The following is a 19,042-nucleotide window of genomic DNA, read 5'->3' as shown; positions in this document are numbered from 1 at the left end:
CGGGGACGCAGCCCGCTCGCGCGCCGGGCGGGGCGAAGCGCCGGCCCAGGCGCTTTCGGAGCAGGGGCGCATCGGCCCGCTCGCGTACCAGCCAGGGGCGGGAGCACCGGCACCCCGGCGCTTTCCGCGCACGGGGCCCCGCCCCGAGCGGGGTGCGGCGGGGACGGCAGGCGGGTGGCCCGTCAGGAGAGGGTGCGGATGAACTCCTCCAGGGAGTAGCGCCCGTCCTGGTCGGAGTCGGCCTCCTGGCTCATCGCCCCGAGCGCCTCCGCCGGCAGGTCGGGGAAGTGCGCTTTGAACTCGGCCTCGGTGATGTAGCCGTCGCCGTCGGTGTCGATGGCCGCGAAGGTGCTCTTGAGCTCCGCCAGCCGCTCGTCTGGGAGTTCCGCCGACACGGGACCGCCTTTCCTGATCGTCCGGATATCTCCACATTAGTCGTCGTGGATTCGGCGGGCGGCGGCGACTCCGCGTTCCGCGGCCAGCCGCAGCAGCCGGCGATGCGCCTCGGCGCCCGCCCGTCCCGCCGCGTCCTGGGCGACCGTGCGCAGCTCGCCGCCGGCGACCACCGTACGTCCGCCGACCAGCACCAGCTCGACCGGCGGAGGCGGCCCGAAGACGAGCGCGCAGACCGGGTCGGTGACGGCGGCGTGAAACGGCCCGCCGACTCGCCAGAGCACGACGTCGGCCAGCTTGCCGGGCTCCAGCGTGCCCAGCTCGTCCTGCCTGCCGAGGTTGCGCGCGCCGCCCAGCGTGGCCAGCTCCAGCGCCTGCGCGGCGGTCAGGGCGCGCGGTCCGTAGCGGGCGCGCTGGAACAGCAGGGCCTGCCGCATCTCCCCGGCCATCGGGGTCAGCTCGGACGAGGCGCTGCCGTCCACGCCGAGCCCGACGTTCGCGCCGCGCCGCAGCATCTCCGACACCCGCGCGATGCCCGCGCCGAGCCGCCCGTTGGACGAGGGACAGTGTGCCGAGCCGGTGCCGGTGGCGGCGAGCTTGCCGATGTCGGCGTCGCTCAGGTGCACGGTGTGCGCGAACCACACGTCGGGCCCGAGCCAGCCCAGCTTCTCCATGTAGTCCACGGGCCGCAGCCCGAACTGCTCCAGGCAGTGCTCGTCCTCGTCGAGGGTCTCGGCGAGATGGGTGTGCAGGCGTACGCCCTTGTCCCTGGCCAGCGCGGCGGACTCGGTCATCAGCGCGCCGCTGGCCGAGAACGGCGAGCACGGCGCGACCGCCACCCGCAGCATGGAGGAGCGCGACGGGTCGTGGTGGGCGTCCACGGCCTCGGCGGTGGCGGCCAGGATGTCGTCCAGCTCCTCGACCACCTCGTCCGGCGGCAGACCGCCCTGCGAGCGGCCCCGGTCCATGGAGCCGCGCGCCGGGTGGAAGCGCAGCCCGATCGCGCGGGCGGCCTCGATCTCGGCGGCCAGCAGGTCGCCCCGGCCCTTGGGGAAGATGTAGTGGTGGTCGCTGGAGGTGGTGCAGCCCGACAGCGCCAGCCAGCCGAGCGCGGCCGTGGCGGCGCCCTCGACGACCTCGGCGTCCATGGCGGCCCACACCTCGTAGAGCGCCACGAGCCATTCGAAGAGGGTGGCGTCCTGGGCCAGGCCCTGCGAGGCCCACTGGTAGAGGTGGTGGTGGGTGTTGACCAGGCCGGGGGTGGCCAGGCAGCCCGCGCCGTCGATGCGCTCGGCGCCCGGCGCGGCGGGCGCGGGGCCGGGGCCCAGCCCGGCGATCGTGTCGCCCTCGATCGTGATGTGGCCAGAGGGGATCTCGGGGCCGGAGACGGGCGCGATGCGGACGTTGTCGATGATCAGCGTCACGGCGCCGCCTTGCGCTCGGCGGCCAGGCGTACGGCGTCGAGGATCTTCTCGTAGCCGGTGCACCGGCACAGGTTGCCCGCCAGCGCCTCCCTGATCTCCGCGTCCGACGGGTGCGGGACGCGTTCGAGCAGGTCGTGCGCCTGGACGATGAGCCCCGGCGTGCAGAAGCCGCACTGCACGGCCCCGCTCTCGGCGAACGCCTCCTGCACCGGGTCGAGGCGGTCGCCCTCGGCCAGGCCCTCCACGGTGCGCACCTGCCGCCCCTCCGCCTGGCCGGCCGCCACCAGGCAGGCGCAGACCGGCACGTCGTCGAGGTAGACCGTGCAGGAGCCGCACTCGCCCTGCTCGCAGGCGTTCTTGGCGCCGGGCAGGCCGAGCCGTTCGCGCAGCACGTACAGCAGGCTCTCGCCCTCCCAGACGTCCTCGGCGCTCTCCTCGCGGCCGTTGACGGTGAACGTGACGCGCATCAGGCCGCCCTCCTTCCCAGGTGGTCGTTCCACGCCCAGGCGAGCGTGCGGCGGGCCAGCACGCCGATGGCGTGCACCCGGTAGGCGGCGCTGCCGCGCACGTCGTCGATCGGGGCGGCGGCCCGCGCGCACAGCTCGCCGAACCGCCGGGCCAGCGCGGGATCGAGCGGCGCGTCCCAGTCGAGCTCGGCGGCCAGCAGCTCCTCGGCCTCCAGGGCGCGGCGCGGGGTGGGCGCGGCCGAGCCGATCCCGGTGCCGACCCGCCGCTCCCGCGGATGCAGCGCGACCGCGAACGAGCACACCGCGATCACCATGGCGTTGCGGGTGCCGACCTTGGAGAAGTACTGGGGTCCCGTGGCGCGCGGCACGTGCACGGCCCTGATCAGCTCGTCCGGCTCCAGCGCGCTGCGCTTGACGCCGAGGTAGAACTCGTCGGCCGGGATCATCCGTACGCCGCGGTCGCGCGACTCCACCTCGACCGTCGCGCCCGTGGCGAGCAGCGGCGGGTGGCTGTCGCCCGCGGGCGAGGCCGCGCCGAGGTTCCCGCCGACCGAGCCGCGGTTGCGGATCTGCGGCGAGCCGACCGTCCGCGCGGCCTGCGCCAGGCCCGGCAGCTCGCCGCCGAGCCGGTCGACGATCACCGCGTACGGCACCCCGGCCCCCAGCCAGCACGCGTCCCCGGTCATCGACCACTCGCGCAGCTCGGCCACCCGGTTGAGGTCGAGCAGCGCGGCCGGCCTGCGCACGCCGAAATTGATCTCCACCATCACGTCGGTGCCGCCCTGGATGGGCACCGCGTCGGGCCGGTCCGCCTTGGCGGCCAGCGCCTCCTCCCACGTCGTGGGGCGCAAGAAGTCCATCGCGTCTACTCCCAGGCGAATCCGGCGTCGGGTGCGTCCTCGCGCAGCACGCCGCCCTCGATCAGCCCGTACGGGCGGTCGGCGGCGTAGAAGACCTCGTTGTCGTTGGTCAGGCCGAACGGCGACAGGTCCACCGCGAAGTGGTGCTTGTTGGGCAGGGCCAGCCGGATCTCGCAGACCCCCTCGCAGGTCAGCAGCGTGCGCTCGCCCATGGCGTACAGGGTCTGCTGCAGCGAGCGGCTGTGCGTGTTCGCGAAGGCGTCCAGCAGGGCCTGCCTGACCTGGGCGTACGACGTCCCGTACGAGGCGGGCTCGCCGGCGTGCCGCCATCGGGCGTGGACCGCGGTGGCGAGGATGCGGTCGGTGGTGGGCTCCAGCGTGGTGTACCCGTCGACGGCGAAGCCGTGGAACTCCGAGCCGGTCGTGTTCAGCACCACCAGGTCCTTCAGTCCCGACACGACCGTGGTGCGGCCGTCCTCGTCGTGGTGGATCAGGCAGGTGCGCACCTCACCGCCGTCGCGGACGAACGAGTGCGGGCCCTGCCGCCGCCAGCCGTACTCCTCGATCTCCACCCTGGCGTGCCTGATGGCCTCCTGCGTCGCCACGAAGTGCGTGGCCAGCCGCTGCGCGAACACCTCGATCTGGCCGATTCCGTACTTGCGTGCGAAGGCGTAGACGGTGTTCTTCTGCGTGTCGGTGGGCAGCACGGCGGCGTTGTCACCGGTCAGGTGCACGGCCTCCATGTCGCCCGACAGGGAGATGCTGACGTTGACGTCCTTGAGGTGGTGCACCGGGCCGTCCTTGACCACGTGAACGAGCCTGGTCTCCGCCTTTCCGTAGCGGTTGGCGCCGAGCTTGACGGTCATCTAGCTCCCTCGGTACGTGCTGTAGGCGTACGGGCTGAGCAGCAGCGGCACGTGATGGTGCGCGGCCGGGTCGGCCACGGTGAAGGTGACGACGACCTCCGGGTAGAAGGTGTCCTCCAGGTACGCCCCGGTGTCGAAGACCAGCCGGTGCACCCCGGCGCCCGGGTTCCAGCCCTTGATCCGGCCGTCGTCGTCGGTGCGGCCCTCGGCCACCACCCGGCCGTCGTGTTCGAGCCGTACGCGCAGGCCGGCGGCGGGCCGGCCGGTGACCGCGTCGAGCACGTGGGTGGACAGGCTCATGCCCCCTCCTCCTTCAGCAGCTTCGCCAGCCTGAGCCGGGCGATCGCCGCGAGTTCCGCGCGGACGACCTCGCGCTCGCTCTCCTCGTCGTTGGCCAGCCGCTCCTCCAGCCTGGCCAGCAGTTGCGCGCCGGTGAGCCCGGTGGCGCACGCCAGGTAGACGTGCCCGAAGCGGCGCTCGTAGGCGCGGTTGGCGTCGGCCAGCGCCGCCCGCAGGGCGTCGGGCACGCCCGACTGCTCCTGCCGCGACCAGGCCGCCTGTCTCCCCTCCCCCGCCGGGCGCTCGCCGATGCGGGGGTGCGCGCTCAGCGCCCGCAGCACCTCGTCCCAGCCGAGGTCCCGCACGGCGCGCGCGGCGGTGTCGAGCAGGTCGTCGAGGTCGCCGTACGGCCTGCGCGCCGCCACCTCCTCGGCGAACGCCGGGGAGGCACAGCAGGTGAGCAGGTCCGCCACGGCCTCGGCCCGGGGCCGGGCGTTGAACGCGGCGAGGTTGCCGTCGTGCGGGTGCGCCATGGCAGAAGTACACACAGCCCTTCCGTGCCCGGTCCATCCGCCAGAACTCCCAACTGACGACCAGGAACGCGGGCACTTTTCGTGTCATGCTCCAATCGCCGGGCCTTCGTGACGTCCGGGGCGCCGCGGTTTCGCGCGGCGGCGCTGAACTGCGGAGGTGTCCGGCGGCGGCCCTAGACTGGGTGCCATCATGACCGTGACATCCCTGATCGGCGGGCACGTGTCCGTCACGGGCGGCCTGGCGACGGGCGGCCTCAAGTACATGGCCGAGATCGGCGCCGAGATGATCCAGGTGTTCGTCACCAACCCGCGCGGGTGGGCGCTCACCGAAGGCAAGCCCGACGAGGACGCCAAGCTCGCCGAGTCGGGCGTCCCGGCGTTCATCCACCTGCCCTACCTCGTCAACTTCGGCTCGCCCAACCCCGAGACGCTGGCCAACTCCGTCGCGATCGTCCGCCACACGCTGCGGCGCGGCGTCCAGACCGGCGCGCGCGGCGTGGTCGTGCACACCGGCTCGGCGGTCACGCAGCCGCGCGACGACGCGATGCGCCAGCTGCGCGAAAACCTGCTGCCGCTGCTCGACGAGATCCCCGACGGCGGGCCCGACCTGCTCCTTGAGCCGATGGCGGGCCAGGGCGCCATGCTGTGCGCCACCGTCCAGGACCTCGAGCCCTACCTCGCTCAGCTCGACTGGCATCCGCGCGCCGGGGTCTGCCTCGACACCTGCCACGCCTTCGCCGCCGGCCACGACCTCGCCGCCGATGGCGGGGTGACGGAGACCTTCGACGCGCTGCACGCCATCGCGCCCGGCCGGCTCAAGCTCATCCACGCCAACGACTCGAAGGACGTCTGCGGCTCCAAAAAGGACCGCCACGAGAACATCGGCGCCGGCCACATCGGCATCCAGCCGTTCGCCGACCTGATGCGCCACCCGGCGGTGGCGGGGGTCCCGCTCTGCATCGAGACGCCGGGCAAGGCCCCGAAGCACGCCGAGGACATCGCCCTGCTGAAGAAACTCCGCGACGGCTGACGGGCTTCGACGGCGGTGCCCGGCACCCCGCCGGCGGGCGGCGGTGAGAGCCGGGCGGCACGCTTTCCCCGCAGGCGGAGGAAGCAGGGCGAGCGCTACCACGTCGAGGTGCGCCGGTGCGCGCTTTCCCCGGCAGGCGGAGGAAGCAGGGCAACGCATCCGCTCAAACGACGTGGGAGCACCATGCACCGCAGCAGGCGCTGCGAGCAGCGTGAGCAGGCGGGAACCCCGCACGCGGGAGACGGGAACCCCCGCGATCGGGGTGGGGCGGAAGGCGTCGCCGGGATCGTGATAGGGGCGCCCGCTTGCGCGATACGGCCGCCCCCGCGTGCCGGATCGCGGGGCCCTGGTGCGCGGCCTCGCGGGCGCCCCTTCACGGATCCGGCGTGGCGGGCCCTACCCCCCGGTCAAGGGCCCGGCCGCCGCGGCGACCTGCGCGTCGCCGGTGAAGCCGGCGCATCGAGCCTGTCGTGAGCCCCCCGGCTCGTCCCTCCCGATGCGCCGGGATGGCTTCCGATGCCGAAACACTACGGTTGCGATCTTGCGGGCGAAACCCTCTTCACGGGCAGCTCGTTGAGCGGTCAGTAGTCATCGCCATACGGAGAGTGGTCTCACGACCAGCGGTCGTCCTGGCGCGACGAACGGTAGGCAGGGGGGCGCGCGAGTCGCTCGGGGAGATGCATCCTGGCCATCATGAAACCCACCCCCTGCGGCAGCCGACCGGGCGTGACCAGGGAAATCACGACCATGGCGGCGAACGCGGCGGGCACCGCGACGGGCGCGGGGCAGGACGTCAGCGCGCCCGGATTCACACCCACCTGCTCCCCCAGCACGAACGCCCCCGTCACGCCCCCACCGAGCACGAACCCGGCCGCGACGCCCGCGTCGGTCAGCCGCCGCCACCAGATGCCGAGCACCAGCATCGGACAGAGCGTGGCCGCGGAGAGGCTGAGCCCGAGCAGCACGAGCGCCACCGACACGCCCGGCATGGAGACGGCGGTGAGGACGAGCGCGGCCGCCAGGACCGCCGGTACGGCCGTACGGAAGGCACGCGCCCCCGCGCCGGGCACGCACGCCGCCACCGCGCCGCCCACGGCCACCAGCACGCCCCCGGCGGTCGCCAGGAAGGCCGCGAACGCCCCGGTCGCCAGCAGGCCGGTGAGCAGCTCGCCGGCGGCCCCCGGGACCATCCTGGCGGGCAGCAGGAGCACGATCTCGTCGGCGGCGGCGTCGCGGGCGTGGACGTGGCCGAGCACGCCGTACAGGGGCGGCACCACGCAGAAGGCGGCCAGCATGGCCTGGGCGGCGACGATCGAGCGGCGGGCTCCCGTGCCGTCCTTGCTGGTGTAGACGCGCACGATGACGTGGGGCAGCCCCATCGTGCCGAGTGCGCAGGCCAGCAGCACGGCCAGCACGCCGGGCAGCGACGGGTCGCCCGTCCCCGCGAGCCCGGCCCCACCGGCGCGGTAGGCGCCCTCCGGCCACGGGACCGGCCACGAGCCGGCCGCCCACCAGCAGACCAGGCCGACGCCGAGGAAGACGACCAGCTTCAGCCAGAACTGCCACGCCTGCACGCTGGTGACGCTGCCCGCGCCGCCGCCGTACGCCACGGCGAGAGCCGCCCCGGCCACGGCCGCCCAGCCCAGCCACGGCGGCAGCCCGGTGAGCAGCCGCACCACCACTCCGGCGGCGTGGAACTGCGCGACCAGGAACGCCAGCCCGACGAGCAGCACGAAGGCGGTGGTGAAGCGGCGCAGCCGGGCCGAGCGCAGCCGCCAGCCGGCGAAGTCGGGCAGCGTGTACGTCCCCGACCGCCGCAGCGGCGCGACCACCAGCGCCAGCACGACGACGAACCCGGCCGCCGCACCCGCCGGATACCAGAGCATCGGCGAGCCGTGGATGGCGATGAGCCCGGCCGTGCCGAGGCAGGCGGCGGCGGAGGTGGACTCGGAGGTGATGGCGGCGCCGTTCCACCAGGGCGGCACCGTCCTCGCGGCCACGTGGAAGTCGGCCACGCCGACCGAGCGCCGGGGTCTCGCGGCACCCGCCATCACGCCCAGGACCGACACGAACGCGATCCCGGTCAGCACCGCGACGGTCATCGCTCCAGCCGCTCCGCGCGTCTGAGCTGGCGTACGGCCAGCCCGACCCACGCGAGGTGCACGGCCACCGACATCGCCACCCACGCGCCCGGCTCGGGCAGCCAGGCGGCCAGCACGGGGGCGCCGACGAGCAGGGCGGCGACGGCGCCCACGGTGCGCAGCGCCTGGCGCAGCTGCAGGCCCACGATCGCCGGCACGCCCGGCACATCGTGCCCGGCCACGCCGTACATGGCGGAACCGGTCAGGCCGTAGTCGCCGGAACCGGCGGGACCGGCGAGCGCGGCCGTCCGCCGGGAGCCCCGGAGCGCGGCGCGCCGCCGTACGACGACGCGCCGCTGCGCGCTCAACGCGTCACGCTCCTCACGGGATCACGCCGCGGTGCTGGCGGACGAGCTGGTCGCGGACCTGGCGGCTGTGGCGGCGGCTGACCTGGAGGGTCTCGGTGCCGACGGTGAGCGTGACGCGCCCGCCTTCGAACCGCAGCTCGCTGACGTGCCGCCCGGAGACGAGCGTGCTGCGGTGGATGCGGATGAACCCGGCGCCGGACCAGCGCCGCTCGAGGGCGGCGAGCGACATGCGGACGAGGTAGCTGCCGTCGACGGTGTGCAGGCGTACGTAGTCGCCCTTGGCCTCGGCGAACCAGACGGCCTGCTGTGGCACGAACCGGGTGCGCCCGCCCAGCTCGACGGGGATGACGTCGTCCTGGCCGGGCTCGGGCGCGGGGCAGGTGGCCGCCTCAAGCCTGCGCACGGCCTCGGACAGGCGCTCGGCCCTGACCGGTTTGAGGAGGTAGTCGACCGCCTCCAGCTCGAACGCCTGCACCGCGCACTCCTCGTGGGCCGTGACGAAGACCAGCCGCGGCGGGCTGGGGAACCCGCCGACCAGCCGGGCGAGGTCGAGCCCGTCGAGACCGGGCATGCGGATGTCCAGGAACACGCCGTCGAGCCGCTCGCCGCCGCCGATCATCTGCACCATGTCCTGCAGGGCCGTGACGCCGTCGGCCGCGGTCGTGACGTGCTCGATGCGGTCGTCCTGGCGCAACAAGTAGGCGAGCTCCTCCAGAGCAGGCACTTCATCGTCGACGGCCAGCACTCTCAGCATGTCCACCACGCTGTCGTATGAAAGCAGAGGTCACAAGAGACACACCAGCATAGCGTAATTATTCGACTACGGAGAGATGATGGTGGAATTTGGGGACGCGCAGCCGCACCTTCGTGCCCGCGCCGAGCGCCGTCTCCACGACCAGGCCGTAACCGTCGCCGTAGATCTGGCGCATGCGCAGGTCCACGTTGGCCAGGCCGATGCCGCTGCCCTCGCGGGCGGGGTCCTCGTCGAGCAGGCGGCGAGCGGCCTCGGGGTCCATGCCCGCGCCGTCGTCCTCGACCGTGATGTGCGCCTCCGGCCCGGCGTCGCGGACCACCACCCGCACCTCGCCGGGCTCGCCGCGGCCGCGCATGCCGTGCTTGATGGCGTTCTCGACCAGGGGCTGCAGGCACAGGAACGGCACCGGCACCGGCAGCACCTCGGGCGCGACCTGCATGCTGAAGCGCAGCTTGTCGCCGAAGCGGGCGCGTTCGAGCAGCAGGTAGCGGTCGACGCAGGTCAGCTCGTCGGCCAGGGTGGTGAAGTCGTGGGCGCGGCACAGCGCGTAACGGGAGAAGTCGGCGAAGTCGAGCAGCAGCTCGCGGGCCCGCCTGGGGTTCGTCCGGACGAACGAGGCGATCGTGGTGAGCGCGTTGTAGACGAAGTGCGGGGAGATCTGGGCGCGCAGGGCGCGCATCTCGGCCTCCATGGCGCGCCGGCGTGAGGCGTCGAGCTCGGCGAGCTCGAGCTGGCCGGACACCCAGCGGCCGACCTCGGTGACGGTGCGCACGAGCGCGGCGCTCACCTCGTCGTCGAGCGCGGCCAGCGTGCCGACGACGGTGCCGTCCACGGTCAGCGGCACCACCACCGCCCCGTACGGCTCGTCGGGGAAGACCTGCGCCCGCCCGGCGGCCAGGGCGGCCTGGGCGTGGCCGAGCACGCCGCCCGCGCCGGGCCCGTCGGCGGCCAGCACCGCGTCCGCCGAGGTGAGCGCGACGGCCCGGGTGCCGAGCAGCGTGCGCAGGTGGCGTACGGCCTTGCGGGCGGAGTCGCGGTCGAGGCCCGCGCGCAGGGCGGGCGCGGCCATGGCGGCGACGTGGAGCGTGGCGAACGTGGCGTCGTCCGCCCTGCGCGGCGGCGCCTGACGGCGGCAGGCGGCCCTGGCGAGCGCGTACCCCAGCGCGAAGGCCCCCGGCAGGAGGACCCCCAGCAGGACGGGAGCGCCGGGCGGCGCCACGCACGCGATGATCGGCATGCGGCACACCGTAGCCGCAAACGCAGCGTGCGCGGGCGGGAACGGACGGTGAGATCAGTCCGGTCCTTCGCCGGGTTCCTCCTGGTAGGAGTAGCGCTGCTCGCGCCAGGGGTCGGCGATGTTGTGGTAGCCGCGCTCCTCCCAGAAGCCGCGGCGGTCCTCCAGCAGGTATTCGATGCCGCGCACCCACTTGACGCTCTTCCAGGCGTACAGGTGGGGCACCACGATGCGCACCGGGTAGCCGCGCTCGGGGCTGAGCGGTTTCTCGTCGAGCTCCAGGGCGAACAGCGTGCCGGGCGCGGTGAAGTCGGACATGCGCAGGTTGGCGCTGTAGCCGTACTCGGCCCAGATCATCACGTGGCGCACGCCGGGGTCGGGCGGCGCGATGTCCATGATCGTGGCCGGGGTGACGCCGCGCCATTCGTTGGCCATGAGCGAGAACTTGGTGACGCAGTGGAAGTCCTCGACGCGCGTGATGCGCGGCAGCCGTTCGAACTCGGGCCAGCGCAGCGCGTGCTCCTCGCCGGACGCGGTCGCGCCGAAGACGCGGAAGTCCCAGGTCTCGGGCTTGAACGTGGGCACGCGACCGTAGTGGATCACGGGCCTGCCGCGTGGGACGTACTGACCTGGGGGCAGGCGCGACTCCTCCACGAACACTCCCTTCACCGTCTCGCGTCTCACGCCATCCTGCCATCGCACGCCGAGTGGCTCGGCAGCGGGTGCGGTGCGCTATTGTTTGGGGCTATGCACGCAGCGTTCCTGTTTTGGTATGGCGACGGACCCGAGTCCGCTCGCCATGTGACGCTGCGCTAGCACACAGGCGAACGAAAGGCCCCGGGTCCGCACAGGACCCGGGGCCTTTCGCGTTTTCCGGACAAGGAGAAGCAGCACATGGTGATCGTGATGGGCCCGGAGGCCACCGCGGACGATCTCGCGGCTATCGTGTCGGTCGTCGAGGCGGCCGGAGTCGAGGCGTTCGTCAGCAAGGGTGTGAGCCGGACGATCGTCGGCCTGGTCGGCGACGTGACGCAGCTCGACGCCGCCGCCCTGCGGGGCATGGGCGGGGTGCGCGACGTCATGCGGGTCTCGACGCCGTACAAGCTGGTCAGCAGGGAGAACCATCCGGAACGCTCCACCGTGCACGTGGGCGGCGTGCCCATCGGCCCCGGCACCGTGACGCTGATCGCGGGGCCGTGCGCGGTGGAGACGCACCAGCAGACGCTGGCGGCGGCCAGGATGGCGCAGGCCGCCGGCGCGGTGCTGCTGCGCGGGGGCGCGTTCAAGCCGCGCACCTCCCCGTACGCCTTCCAGGGCCTCGGTGAGCAGGGCCTGCGCATCCTGGCGGACGTGCGCGCGGAGACGGGCCTGCCGATCGTCACGGAGGTCCTGGACGTCCGCGACGTCGAGCTGGTGGCCTCGTACGCCGACATGCTGCAGATCGGCACCCGCAACATGCAGAACTTCGCGCTGCTGCAGGCCGTCGGCGCGGCCGGGCGGCCGGTGATGCTCAAGCGCGGCATGACCGCCACCATCGAGGAGTGGCTGATGGCCGCCGAGTACATCGCCCAGCGCGGCAACCTCGACATCGTGCTGTGCGAGCGGGGCGTGCGGACGTTCGAGACGGCCACCCGCAACACGCTGGACGTCTCGGCGGTGCCGGTGGCGCAGCGCCTGTCGCACCTGCCGGTCGTCGTGGACCCGTCGCACTCGGGCGGGCACCGCGACCTGGTGCTGCCGCTGACCAGGGCGGCGGTCGCGGCGGGCGCCGACGGGGTGATCATCGATGTGCATCCGCAGCCCGAGCAGGCCCTCGTGGACGGCCCGCAGGCGCTCGTGGAGGCCGATCTGGGGGCGCTCGCCCAGATCATGACGGACTTCCCGCCGCTGCTCGGCAAGACCGCCGCCCCGGCCGCCGCCCCTGCCACGGCCTGACGCGTGACGCCCGGGGAACCCCTCCCCCGGGCGCCTCAGACGGTCTCAGTGGGCCTCAGGGCGGGCCGGCGCAGATCGTGTACTCCTGGATGGAGTCGGCGAGCTGGACGCACAGCTCCTCGGCGTCGAGCCGCTTCTCGATCTGCTTGAGGTCCTCGATCTTGGCCCTGGTCTCGGCCCGCCGGGGAGCGAGCAGCGAGCAGCAGTCCTCGTCGGGCAGCTCGGAGATCTCCAGCGTGCCGATGCGCCGCGCCTCGGCCATGATCTCCGTCTTGTCCCACCCGACCAGGGGCCGCAGGATCGGCAGGTCGACCGCGTTGTCCTGGGCGGTGATGTTGGCCAGCGTCTGGGAGGACACCTGGCCGAGCGCGTCGCCGGTGATCAGCGCCGAGGCGTGGATGCGGTGGGCGACCTCTTCTGCGGTCTTGAGCATGAGCCGCCGTTGGGCGATCACCGCCAGGCGGTCCTGGCCGGAGTTGCGGATCGACTGCTGGGCCTTGCCGAACGGCACCACCCACAGCCGCGACTTCCCCTGGAACCGGTCGAGCTTCTTGACCAGCGCGTACGCCTTGTAGATCGACTCGGAGGTGGTGAACGGGATGCCGGAGAAGTGGAGGAAGTCGACGTGCAGCCCGCGCCGCATCATGCGGTACGCGGCCACCGGCGAGTCGATGCCGCCCGACATGAGCACGAGCGCCCGCCCGCTGCTGCCGACCGGCAGGCCGCCCTGGCCGGGGATGCCGTCGGTGAAGACGAACACCTCGTCCCTGTCGACCTCGATGAAGACCGTCAGGTCGGGCTTGCTCAGGTCGACGGGCAGCTTGTACTCGTCGTTGATGGCGCCGCCCACGAGCCGGTCGAGCTCGTTGGAGCTGAGCGGGAAGCGCTTGTCACGGCGGCGGGAGCGGACGGCGAAGGTGCCGCCGCGCTTGGCCACCTCGCTCTCACCGGCCAGCTCGAGACCGGCCTTGAGCACCGTGTCGGGGTCTTTGGCGACGCGCCAGGCGCGGTGGATCCAGACCAGGCCGGGCACGTCGGCGACGCGCTGAGCGACGCTCTCGGCCTGCTCGGCGGTGGCGCCCTTGGGCAGGAAGATCGCGATGACGCCGTGCCGCCTGCGCACGTCCACCTGGACGCCGACGCTCTTGAGCGCGTCACGGATGTTGCCGATCAGACGGCGTTCGAACAGCTCGCGGTTCTTGCCCTTGAGGACGATCTCGCCCAGCTTGAGCAGAACGCACGGCTCGCCCAGGGCGGACATCGTCATGGTGGAACCTCCGGGAAGATGGGGAAACGCGGCCGTTGATGGCAACGTCGCGACGTCTTGAGTTTAGTCCGCGCCGGACTGCGGCTCGCTCGCCTGCGGAGATCACTCAGCTGTGAGCACTTCTCATGTTCCCGACCGGTTAAGTTGACAGATAGTTGCAATATCCATGCGAATAGGACATCCAGGATGGCAAAATCCGTGGACCCCTAATTCGCAAGGACCGATAGATGACCTCCGCTGTGGACCACTTCACCTACGGACTGCTCACGCCGCTGCTCGCGTACGTCATGTCCTGCATCGGCTCGATGCTCGGGCTGCGGCTGACCGCCCAGGCGCACGCTTCACGCGGCGGAGCACGCGTGCGCTGGCTGCTGGGCGCGGCCGTCTCCATCGGCGGCACGGGTATCTGGGTCATGCACTTCATCGCCATGATGGGCTTCCAGGTGGAGGGCACCCAGATCAAGTACGACGTCTGGCTCACCGCGGCCTCGGCCCTCGTGGCGGTCGTGGTCGTCGGCACCGGCCTGTTCCTCGTCTCCTACGGCAACGGCCGGCTGCCCGCGCTGCTGGGCGGCGGCCTGCTCACCGGCCTCGGCGTGGCCTCCATGCACTACCTCGGCATGTACGCGATGAACATGTCGGCCCGCGTCTCCTACGACCGCCTGCTCGTCGGCCTCTCCGTCGTCATCGCGGTCGTGGCGGCCACCGTCGCGCTCTGGTTCACCACCCGGGTCAAGAAGCCCATCTGGATCACCGGCGCCGCCCTCGTCATGGGCCTCGCGGTCGCCGGCATGCACTACACCGGCATGTTCGCGATGCACGTCACGGTGGACCCGCAGCCCGGCGAGGTGCTCGGCGCCGACGCCCTGGACTTCCTCGTCCCGCTCATGACCGTGATCAGCCTGATCACGCTGACCATGCTGCTCATGGTGATCCTGTCCCCCTCCGAGGAGGAGCTGAGCGAGGACGCCGAGCTGCTCGCCAAGCTGGAGGAGCGCCGCCGCAACTCCGAGCAACAGCAGCAGCTGACCTACCCGGCGGGGGCCTCCGCCCCGCTCGCGGCCCCGGTCGCCAGCGCCGCAGCCGATGCAGCCGATGCAACCGGCGCAGCCCAGGCAGCAGCAGCCGATGCAGGCCGCCCAGCCGCAGCCCGCCGCCCGGCAGCAGCCGATGCGCAGCAGGCGCCGGTGAGCGGGCGAACGCCGGGACGACAGAAGACGGCGGCGAGAAGGCCGGCGGGCCTCGCGGGCGCGCCGCGCGAACGCGGAGGGCGTGCCGAGACCGATCTCTCCGGCACGCCCCACGGTCGATCTATGTCATGAGTACGGCCTGCGACGCACAGGTGGGCCGCCGACGTGTCGCGGCGCAGGCCGTACCCTGAGGGGGTTGTAGCGGTTGACCCCGCTGACCCCGACGGTACGGCCGCGCGCTTGCAGGCCGCTTACAGTCAGCCGAAGAACACCTCGGCCTCTTCGTACCGCTCGACCGGCACGGTCTTGAGCTCGGCCGTGGCCTCGTCGAGCCCGACGCGGACGATGTCGGTGCCGCGCAGCGCGACCATCTTGCCGTAGTCGCCCTCGTGCGCCGCGTCGATGGCCTGCAGCCCGAACCTGGTGGCGAGCACCCGGTCGTAGGCCGTGGGGGTGCCGCCGCGCTGGATGTGGCCGAGCACGGTGGTGCGGGCCTCCTTACCGGTGCGCTTCTCGATCTCCTTGGCCAGCACCTCGCCGATGCCGCCGAGCCGGACGTGGCCGAACGCGTCGAGCGTGCTGGTCTGCAGCGCCATCTGGCCCTCGACCGGGTGCGCGCCCTCGGCGACCACGATGATCGGCGAGTAGCGGGTGCGGAAGCGGGACTCGACGTATTCGCAGACGCGGTCGATGTCGAACGGCTTCTCCGGGATGAGGATGACGTTGGCGCCGCCCGCCATGCCCGCGTGCAGCGCGATCCAGCCGGCGTGGCGGCCCATGACCTCGCAGATGAGCGCCCTGTGGTGGGACTCCGCGGTGGTGTGCAGCCGGTCGATGGCCTCGGTCGCGATGTTGACGGCGGTGTCGAAGCCGAAGGTGTAGTCGGTGCCGGACAGGTCGTTGTCGATGGTCTTGGGCACGCCCACGACGTGGACGCCGCGGTCGTAGAGCTGCTTGGCGACGCCGAGGGTGTCCTCGCCGCCGATGGCGATGAGCGCGTCCACGCCGGTCGCGGCGAGGTTCTCCTTGATCCGGTCGACACCGCCCTCGATCTTCATCGGGTTGGTGCGGGAGGAGCCGAGTATGGTGCCGCCGCGCGGGAGGATGCCGCGCACGGCCTGGATGTCGAGTGGCATCGTGTCGCCTTCGAGGGGGCCGCGCCAGCCGTCACGGAAGCCGACGAACTCGTGCCCGTAGACGCTCACCCCCTTACGCACCACTGCCCTGATGACGGCGTTGAGGCCGGGGCAGTCGCCGCCTCCGGTGAGCACTCCAATACGCATGGCGGGTTCCTCCCGATAGGGGTCACGAACCAGACCTAGTGTCAGACTCGCATTGTGCCCGGCATCACACGCAGTGGTCTAGACCAAACGCGAGGCTGGGGAATGAAACCTGGGCGCCCGCTCGTGCCGCCATCGATCGAGGAGGAGTTTTCGTGAGCGTATTGGCCATCGACGCCGGGACGACGGGAGTGACGGCGCTCGTCGTCGCCGAGGACGGAAGCGTGGCGAGCAAGGGATACGAGGAGTTCGCCCAGCACTTCCCCGAGCCCGGCTGGGTCGAGCACAATCCCGAGGACATCTGGCAGGCCACGCTGTCGGCCTGCGCCGCCGCGCTGCGCGGCACCTCGCTGCGGCCGTCCTGCGTCGGCATCACCAACCAGCGCGAGACCGCCGTGCTGTGGGACCGCCACACGCTGGCCGCGCCGCGCCGGGCCATCGTCTGGCAGGACCGCCGCACCGCCGGGCTGTGCGTGCGGCTGCGCGACGCCGGTCATGAGCCGCGGGTGAGCGAGCTGACCGGGCTGCGGCTCGACCCGTACTTCACCGCCACCAAGCTCACCTGGCTGGCCGAGCACGACCCCGGGGTGTGGGCGGGCGTCGAGTCCGGCGACATCGCCGTGGGGACGGTGGACTCCTACCTCATCGCCAGGCTGACGGCGGGCGCGCAGCACGTGACCGACCCGTCCAACGCCTCCCGCACCCTGCTGTACGGGCTCGCGTCCGGCGGCTGGGAGCCGGAGCTGTGCGAGCTGTTCGGCGTGCCCGAGCGGGCGCTGCCGGAGATCGTGCCCAACTACGGGCCGCTCGGGCGTACGGATCCGTCCGTCTTCCTCGGGCTCGACGTGCCGATCAGCGGGGTGGCCGGCGACCAGCAGGCGGCGCTGTTCGGGCAGACCTGCTTCGACGTGGGCGATGTGAAGTGCACCTACGGCACCGGCTCGTTCGTGCTGGCCAACATCGGCGACAAGATCACCAGGCCGGAGAACGGGCTGCTGACCACGGTCGCCTGGCAGACGCCGTCCGGCGAGCGCACGTACGCGGTGGAGGGGTCGATCTTCGTCACCGGCGCGGCGGTGCAGTGGCTGCGCGACGGGCTCGGGCTGATCGGCACCGCGCCGGAATCGGAGGCGGTGGCGCGCACGGTGCCCGACAGCGGCGGCGTGGTGTTCGTGCCCGCGCTGACCGGCCTCGGCGCGCCGCACTGGGAGCCGGACGCGCGCGGGCTGATCACCGGCATCACGCGCGGCACGACGCGGGCGCACCTGGTCAGGGCGACGCTGGAGGCCATCGCGTTCGAGGTGCGCGACGTGGTGGAGTCGATGACGGCCGGGTCGGTGCCGGTGCTCAAGGCCGACGGCGGTGCCAGCGCCAACGACCTGCTCATGCAGTTCCAGGCCGACCAGCTCGGCACCGCCGTGGAGCGGCCGGCCGTGCAGGAGACCACGGCGCTGGGCGCGGCGTTCCTGGCCGGGCTCGGAGCGGGCGTGTGGGGGTCGGAGGCGGAGCTGCGCGAGACGTGGCTCCTCGACCGGCGCTTCGAGCCCGGTGAGCGGGACGAGGCGGCGTACGCGCGCTGGCGGGCCGCCGTCGAGCTGACCCGCACGGCCGCCCGCCACACCTGACCGGGCTGAGGACTGGGCTCAGGCTCGCCACACGGGACCTGGGCCAAGGCTCAGGCTCGCCCCATAGAGCGCTGGGCGAAGGCTCACGCTCGGCCTGCGGGGCCCTGGGCGAAGCGGGTGAGGATGTTGATGGTGGCGCGGCGGATGAAGGCGGCGGCGTCGTCGGTGACGCCGTGGCCGCAGCGCTTGCCGCGCAGCCCGCACACCCAGCGCATCGTGCCGGAGGCGAACACGCCGGCCCCGCTCGGCGCCGTGTAGTAGGTGCTGTGCGCGACGGTGGGCCGCCCGCCGCACGAGAACGGCGACTCGGCCAGCACCTGCACCCCCGCGGGCGAGCCGCGCGAGACCCGGTCGGTCTCCACGCCGACCAGCCCGGGGAAGACGCGGCCCTTCGTCCCGGCGAAGATCCAGTGATCCGGCCTGGTGACGCGGTAGGCGCCCTCGGCGGGGAAGCAGTCGTACATCTGGCCCACCAGCGCGCTCTCCGGGCGGGTGTCGCGCCAGAGCCGGCACTGGCTCTCCTTGTCGCAGGCGACGGTCCTGCCGTGCACGGCGATGCGCCAGTAGACGGCGTTGGCGCCGAGGAAGGCCAGGTTGGTGCCGCTGTCCCTGGCGCGGGTGACGACCTGGCGCATGCCGGGCGTCCAGTACTCGTCGTGGCCGAGCGAGATCACCGCGCGGGCGCCGTCGAGCGCGCCCGGCACGAGGTCGAGGTTCGTGAGGTACGCGAGCGGCACGCCGCTCTTCTCGGCGACCGCCATGACCTCCTTCTCGAAGTCGAGGAAGAGGCGGGCGCCGACGCCGTCGTACGGGCGGTCGAAGGTGACGGCGCGCGACCTGCCGGCGTACCCGCCCGGGCCCGTGTAGAGGCTGCGCCCGCCCCACAGGTTGTACGCCTGCCAGGTGGTGACCGCGTTCACCAGCACCACGCGGCCGACGGTGGAGGCCGAGCGCACGGTGACGGGCACGTACCGCTGGGCGCCGGTGGAGGCGTCGAGCCTGATGAGGTACGACCCCTCCGGCCAGCCCGTGGTGTCCACGGTCAGGGAGGGCGGCCAGTGGGCGGCGGTGACCATGCCGTCCACGACCTTGGCGGGGGGCTGCCGCGTGCCCTTGACCGGGTCGGACTCCCACACCTTGGCCGGGTTGGCGCCCATGCGGAAGGCGCGGGCGGTGAAGCGGGGCGCGGTCGTCGAGACGTGCAGGCGCAGCGGCTGGCCGGGCAGCACGCTCACCCGGTCGGCGTACCCCTCGATCTCGTGGTCGGCGCCGAGCCTGGTGATCCGCCAGGACTCCTGCACGTCCAGCTCGGTCGGGATCCGCGGATCGACGGGGACGGGCGCGGACGGAGGCGGCTCGCCACAGCCGGCGGCGAGCACGACGAGGAGGGCGGCGACGACGGGCACCTTGCGCACGAGGCCATGGTCGGGGCCCGCCCTCCGGATCGGCGGCGACT

The 19,042-nt window shown here is 72.7% G+C and carries 19 protein-coding genes; 4 read left to right on the top strand and 15 right to left on the bottom strand.

What is annotated here, in order from left to right; all coding sequences use genetic code 11:
* Positions 1 to 182 precede the first annotated feature (182 nt).
* Genes ACFMQL_RS27435 through uraD form a run of 7 tightly spaced genes read right to left on the bottom strand, consistent with a single transcriptional unit; the run spans position 183 to position 4,822 of the window.
* On the bottom strand, positions 183 to 395 hold the full coding sequence (locus ACFMQL_RS27435) for an EF-hand domain-containing protein (protein ID WP_364055051.1): 213 nt from the start codon (positions 393 to 395) through the stop codon (positions 183 to 185).
* Between the two features lie 36 nt (positions 396 to 431).
* Positions 432 to 1,817: an 8-oxoguanine deaminase gene (locus tag ACFMQL_RS27430; protein WP_364055054.1), complete on the bottom strand. Its 1,386-nt coding sequence runs from the start codon at positions 1,815 to 1,817 to the stop codon at positions 432 to 434.
* Entirely contained in the window at positions 1,814 to 2,284 is a 471-nt protein-coding gene (locus ACFMQL_RS27425) for a (2Fe-2S)-binding protein (RefSeq protein ID WP_364055057.1), read from the bottom strand. Before ACFMQL_RS27425 ends, ACFMQL_RS27430 begins: the two co-directional genes overlap by 4 nt.
* Positions 2,284 to 3,144 carry an FAD binding domain-containing protein gene (locus ACFMQL_RS27420; protein ID WP_378787711.1) on the bottom strand — a complete coding sequence of 287 codons (861 nt, stop codon included), beginning with the start codon at positions 3,142 to 3,144 and terminating at the stop codon, positions 2,284 to 2,286. The genes ACFMQL_RS27425 and ACFMQL_RS27420 overlap by 1 nt, the downstream gene beginning before the upstream one ends.
* 5 nt (positions 3,145 to 3,149) lie before the next feature.
* Positions 3,150 to 4,010, bottom strand: a complete 861-nt coding sequence (pucL, locus tag ACFMQL_RS27415) for a factor-independent urate hydroxylase (protein WP_364055063.1) — start codon at positions 4,008 to 4,010, stop codon at positions 3,150 to 3,152.
* Positions 4,011 to 4,310, bottom strand: a complete 300-nt coding sequence (gene uraH, locus ACFMQL_RS27410; RefSeq protein ID WP_364055066.1) for a hydroxyisourate hydrolase — start codon at positions 4,308 to 4,310, stop codon at positions 4,011 to 4,013.
* Positions 4,307 to 4,822, bottom strand: a complete 516-nt coding sequence (uraD, locus tag ACFMQL_RS27405) for a 2-oxo-4-hydroxy-4-carboxy-5-ureidoimidazoline decarboxylase (RefSeq protein WP_364055069.1) — start codon at positions 4,820 to 4,822, stop codon at positions 4,307 to 4,309. Before uraD ends, uraH begins: the two co-directional genes overlap by 4 nt.
* A gap of 190 nt (positions 4,823 to 5,012) precedes the next feature.
* Between uraD and ACFMQL_RS27400 the strand changes: the two genes are divergently transcribed.
* Positions 5,013 to 5,852 (top strand): deoxyribonuclease IV, encoded by an 840-nt coding sequence (locus ACFMQL_RS27400; RefSeq protein ID WP_364055072.1) that lies wholly within the window; start codon positions 5,013 to 5,015, stop codon positions 5,850 to 5,852.
* A gap of 611 nt (positions 5,853 to 6,463) precedes the next feature.
* Here the strand turns inward: ACFMQL_RS27400 and ACFMQL_RS27395 are convergent.
* The 5 genes from ACFMQL_RS27395 to ACFMQL_RS27375 are packed head-to-tail and all read right to left on the bottom strand — an operon-like array spanning position 6,464 to position 10,943.
* Positions 6,464 to 7,954, bottom strand: a complete 1,491-nt coding sequence (locus ACFMQL_RS27395; protein ID WP_364055075.1) for a cation acetate symporter — start codon at positions 7,952 to 7,954, stop codon at positions 6,464 to 6,466.
* Complete coding sequence (locus tag ACFMQL_RS27390) at positions 7,951 to 8,301, bottom strand: hypothetical protein (protein WP_364055078.1); 351 nt, start codon at positions 8,299 to 8,301, stop codon at positions 7,951 to 7,953. The genes ACFMQL_RS27395 and ACFMQL_RS27390 overlap by 4 nt, the downstream gene beginning before the upstream one ends.
* A 13-nt stretch (positions 8,302 to 8,314) precedes the next feature.
* The gene (locus tag ACFMQL_RS27385) at positions 8,315 to 9,055 is read right to left on the bottom strand and encodes a LytTR family DNA-binding domain-containing protein (protein WP_364055081.1); all 741 of its coding nucleotides are present in this window, start codon (positions 9,053 to 9,055) and stop codon (positions 8,315 to 8,317) included.
* 58 nt (positions 9,056 to 9,113) lie between these two features.
* A complete protein-coding gene (locus ACFMQL_RS27380) occupies positions 9,114 to 10,292 on the bottom strand; it encodes a histidine kinase (protein ID WP_364055084.1) in 1,179 nt (392 codons plus the stop codon).
* Between the two features lie 54 nt (positions 10,293 to 10,346).
* Entirely contained in the window at positions 10,347 to 10,943 is a 597-nt protein-coding gene (locus ACFMQL_RS27375; RefSeq protein ID WP_364057518.1) for a molybdopterin-dependent oxidoreductase, read from the bottom strand.
* 240 nt (positions 10,944 to 11,183) lie between these two features.
* Between ACFMQL_RS27375 and aroF the strand changes: the two genes are divergently transcribed.
* A complete protein-coding gene (aroF, locus tag ACFMQL_RS27370) occupies positions 11,184 to 12,224 on the top strand; it encodes a 3-deoxy-7-phosphoheptulonate synthase (RefSeq protein WP_378787705.1) in 1,041 nt (346 codons plus the stop codon).
* A gap of 55 nt (positions 12,225 to 12,279) precedes the next feature.
* Here the strand turns inward: aroF and thiI are convergent, their stop codons facing one another.
* Positions 12,280 to 13,491: a tRNA uracil 4-sulfurtransferase ThiI gene (gene thiI, locus ACFMQL_RS27365; RefSeq protein WP_378787703.1), complete on the bottom strand. Its 1,212-nt coding sequence runs from the start codon at positions 13,489 to 13,491 to the stop codon at positions 12,280 to 12,282.
* A gap of 227 nt (positions 13,492 to 13,718) precedes the next feature.
* Here thiI and ACFMQL_RS27360 point away from each other — a divergent pair, with 227 nt between their 5' ends.
* The gene (locus ACFMQL_RS27360) at positions 13,719 to 14,813 is read left to right on the top strand and encodes an MHYT domain-containing protein (RefSeq protein ID WP_378787701.1); all 1,095 of its coding nucleotides are present in this window, start codon (positions 13,719 to 13,721) and stop codon (positions 14,811 to 14,813) included.
* Between the two features lie 125 nt (positions 14,814 to 14,938).
* Here the strand turns inward: ACFMQL_RS27360 and ACFMQL_RS27355 are convergent, their stop codons facing one another.
* Complete coding sequence (locus tag ACFMQL_RS27355; RefSeq protein WP_364055095.1) at positions 14,939 to 15,964, bottom strand: 6-phosphofructokinase; 1,026 nt, start codon at positions 15,962 to 15,964, stop codon at positions 14,939 to 14,941.
* A 152-nt stretch (positions 15,965 to 16,116) separates the two neighbouring features.
* Here ACFMQL_RS27355 and ACFMQL_RS27350 point away from each other — a divergent pair, with 152 nt between their 5' ends.
* Positions 16,117 to 17,586: a glycerol kinase gene (locus ACFMQL_RS27350; RefSeq protein WP_364055098.1), complete on the top strand. Its 1,470-nt coding sequence runs from the start codon at positions 16,117 to 16,119 to the stop codon at positions 17,584 to 17,586.
* Positions 17,587 to 17,669: 83 nt separating this feature from the next.
* Here ACFMQL_RS27350 and ACFMQL_RS27345 read toward each other — a convergent pair whose 3' ends face one another.
* Positions 17,670 to 19,001, bottom strand: a complete 1,332-nt coding sequence (locus ACFMQL_RS27345; RefSeq protein ID WP_378787699.1) for a N,N-dimethylformamidase beta subunit family domain-containing protein — start codon at positions 18,999 to 19,001, stop codon at positions 17,670 to 17,672.
* Positions 19,002 to 19,042 lie beyond the last annotated feature (41 nt).

Origin of the sequence: Nonomuraea fastidiosa, from assembly GCF_042751225.1 — a bacterium.
In the GTDB taxonomy this organism is placed as follows: domain Bacteria; phylum Actinomycetota; class Actinomycetes; order Streptosporangiales; family Streptosporangiaceae; genus Nonomuraea; species Nonomuraea fastidiosa.
The sequence above is the reverse complement of the archived record's forward strand: the minus strand, read 5'-3'. Positions and strand labels throughout refer to the sequence as shown.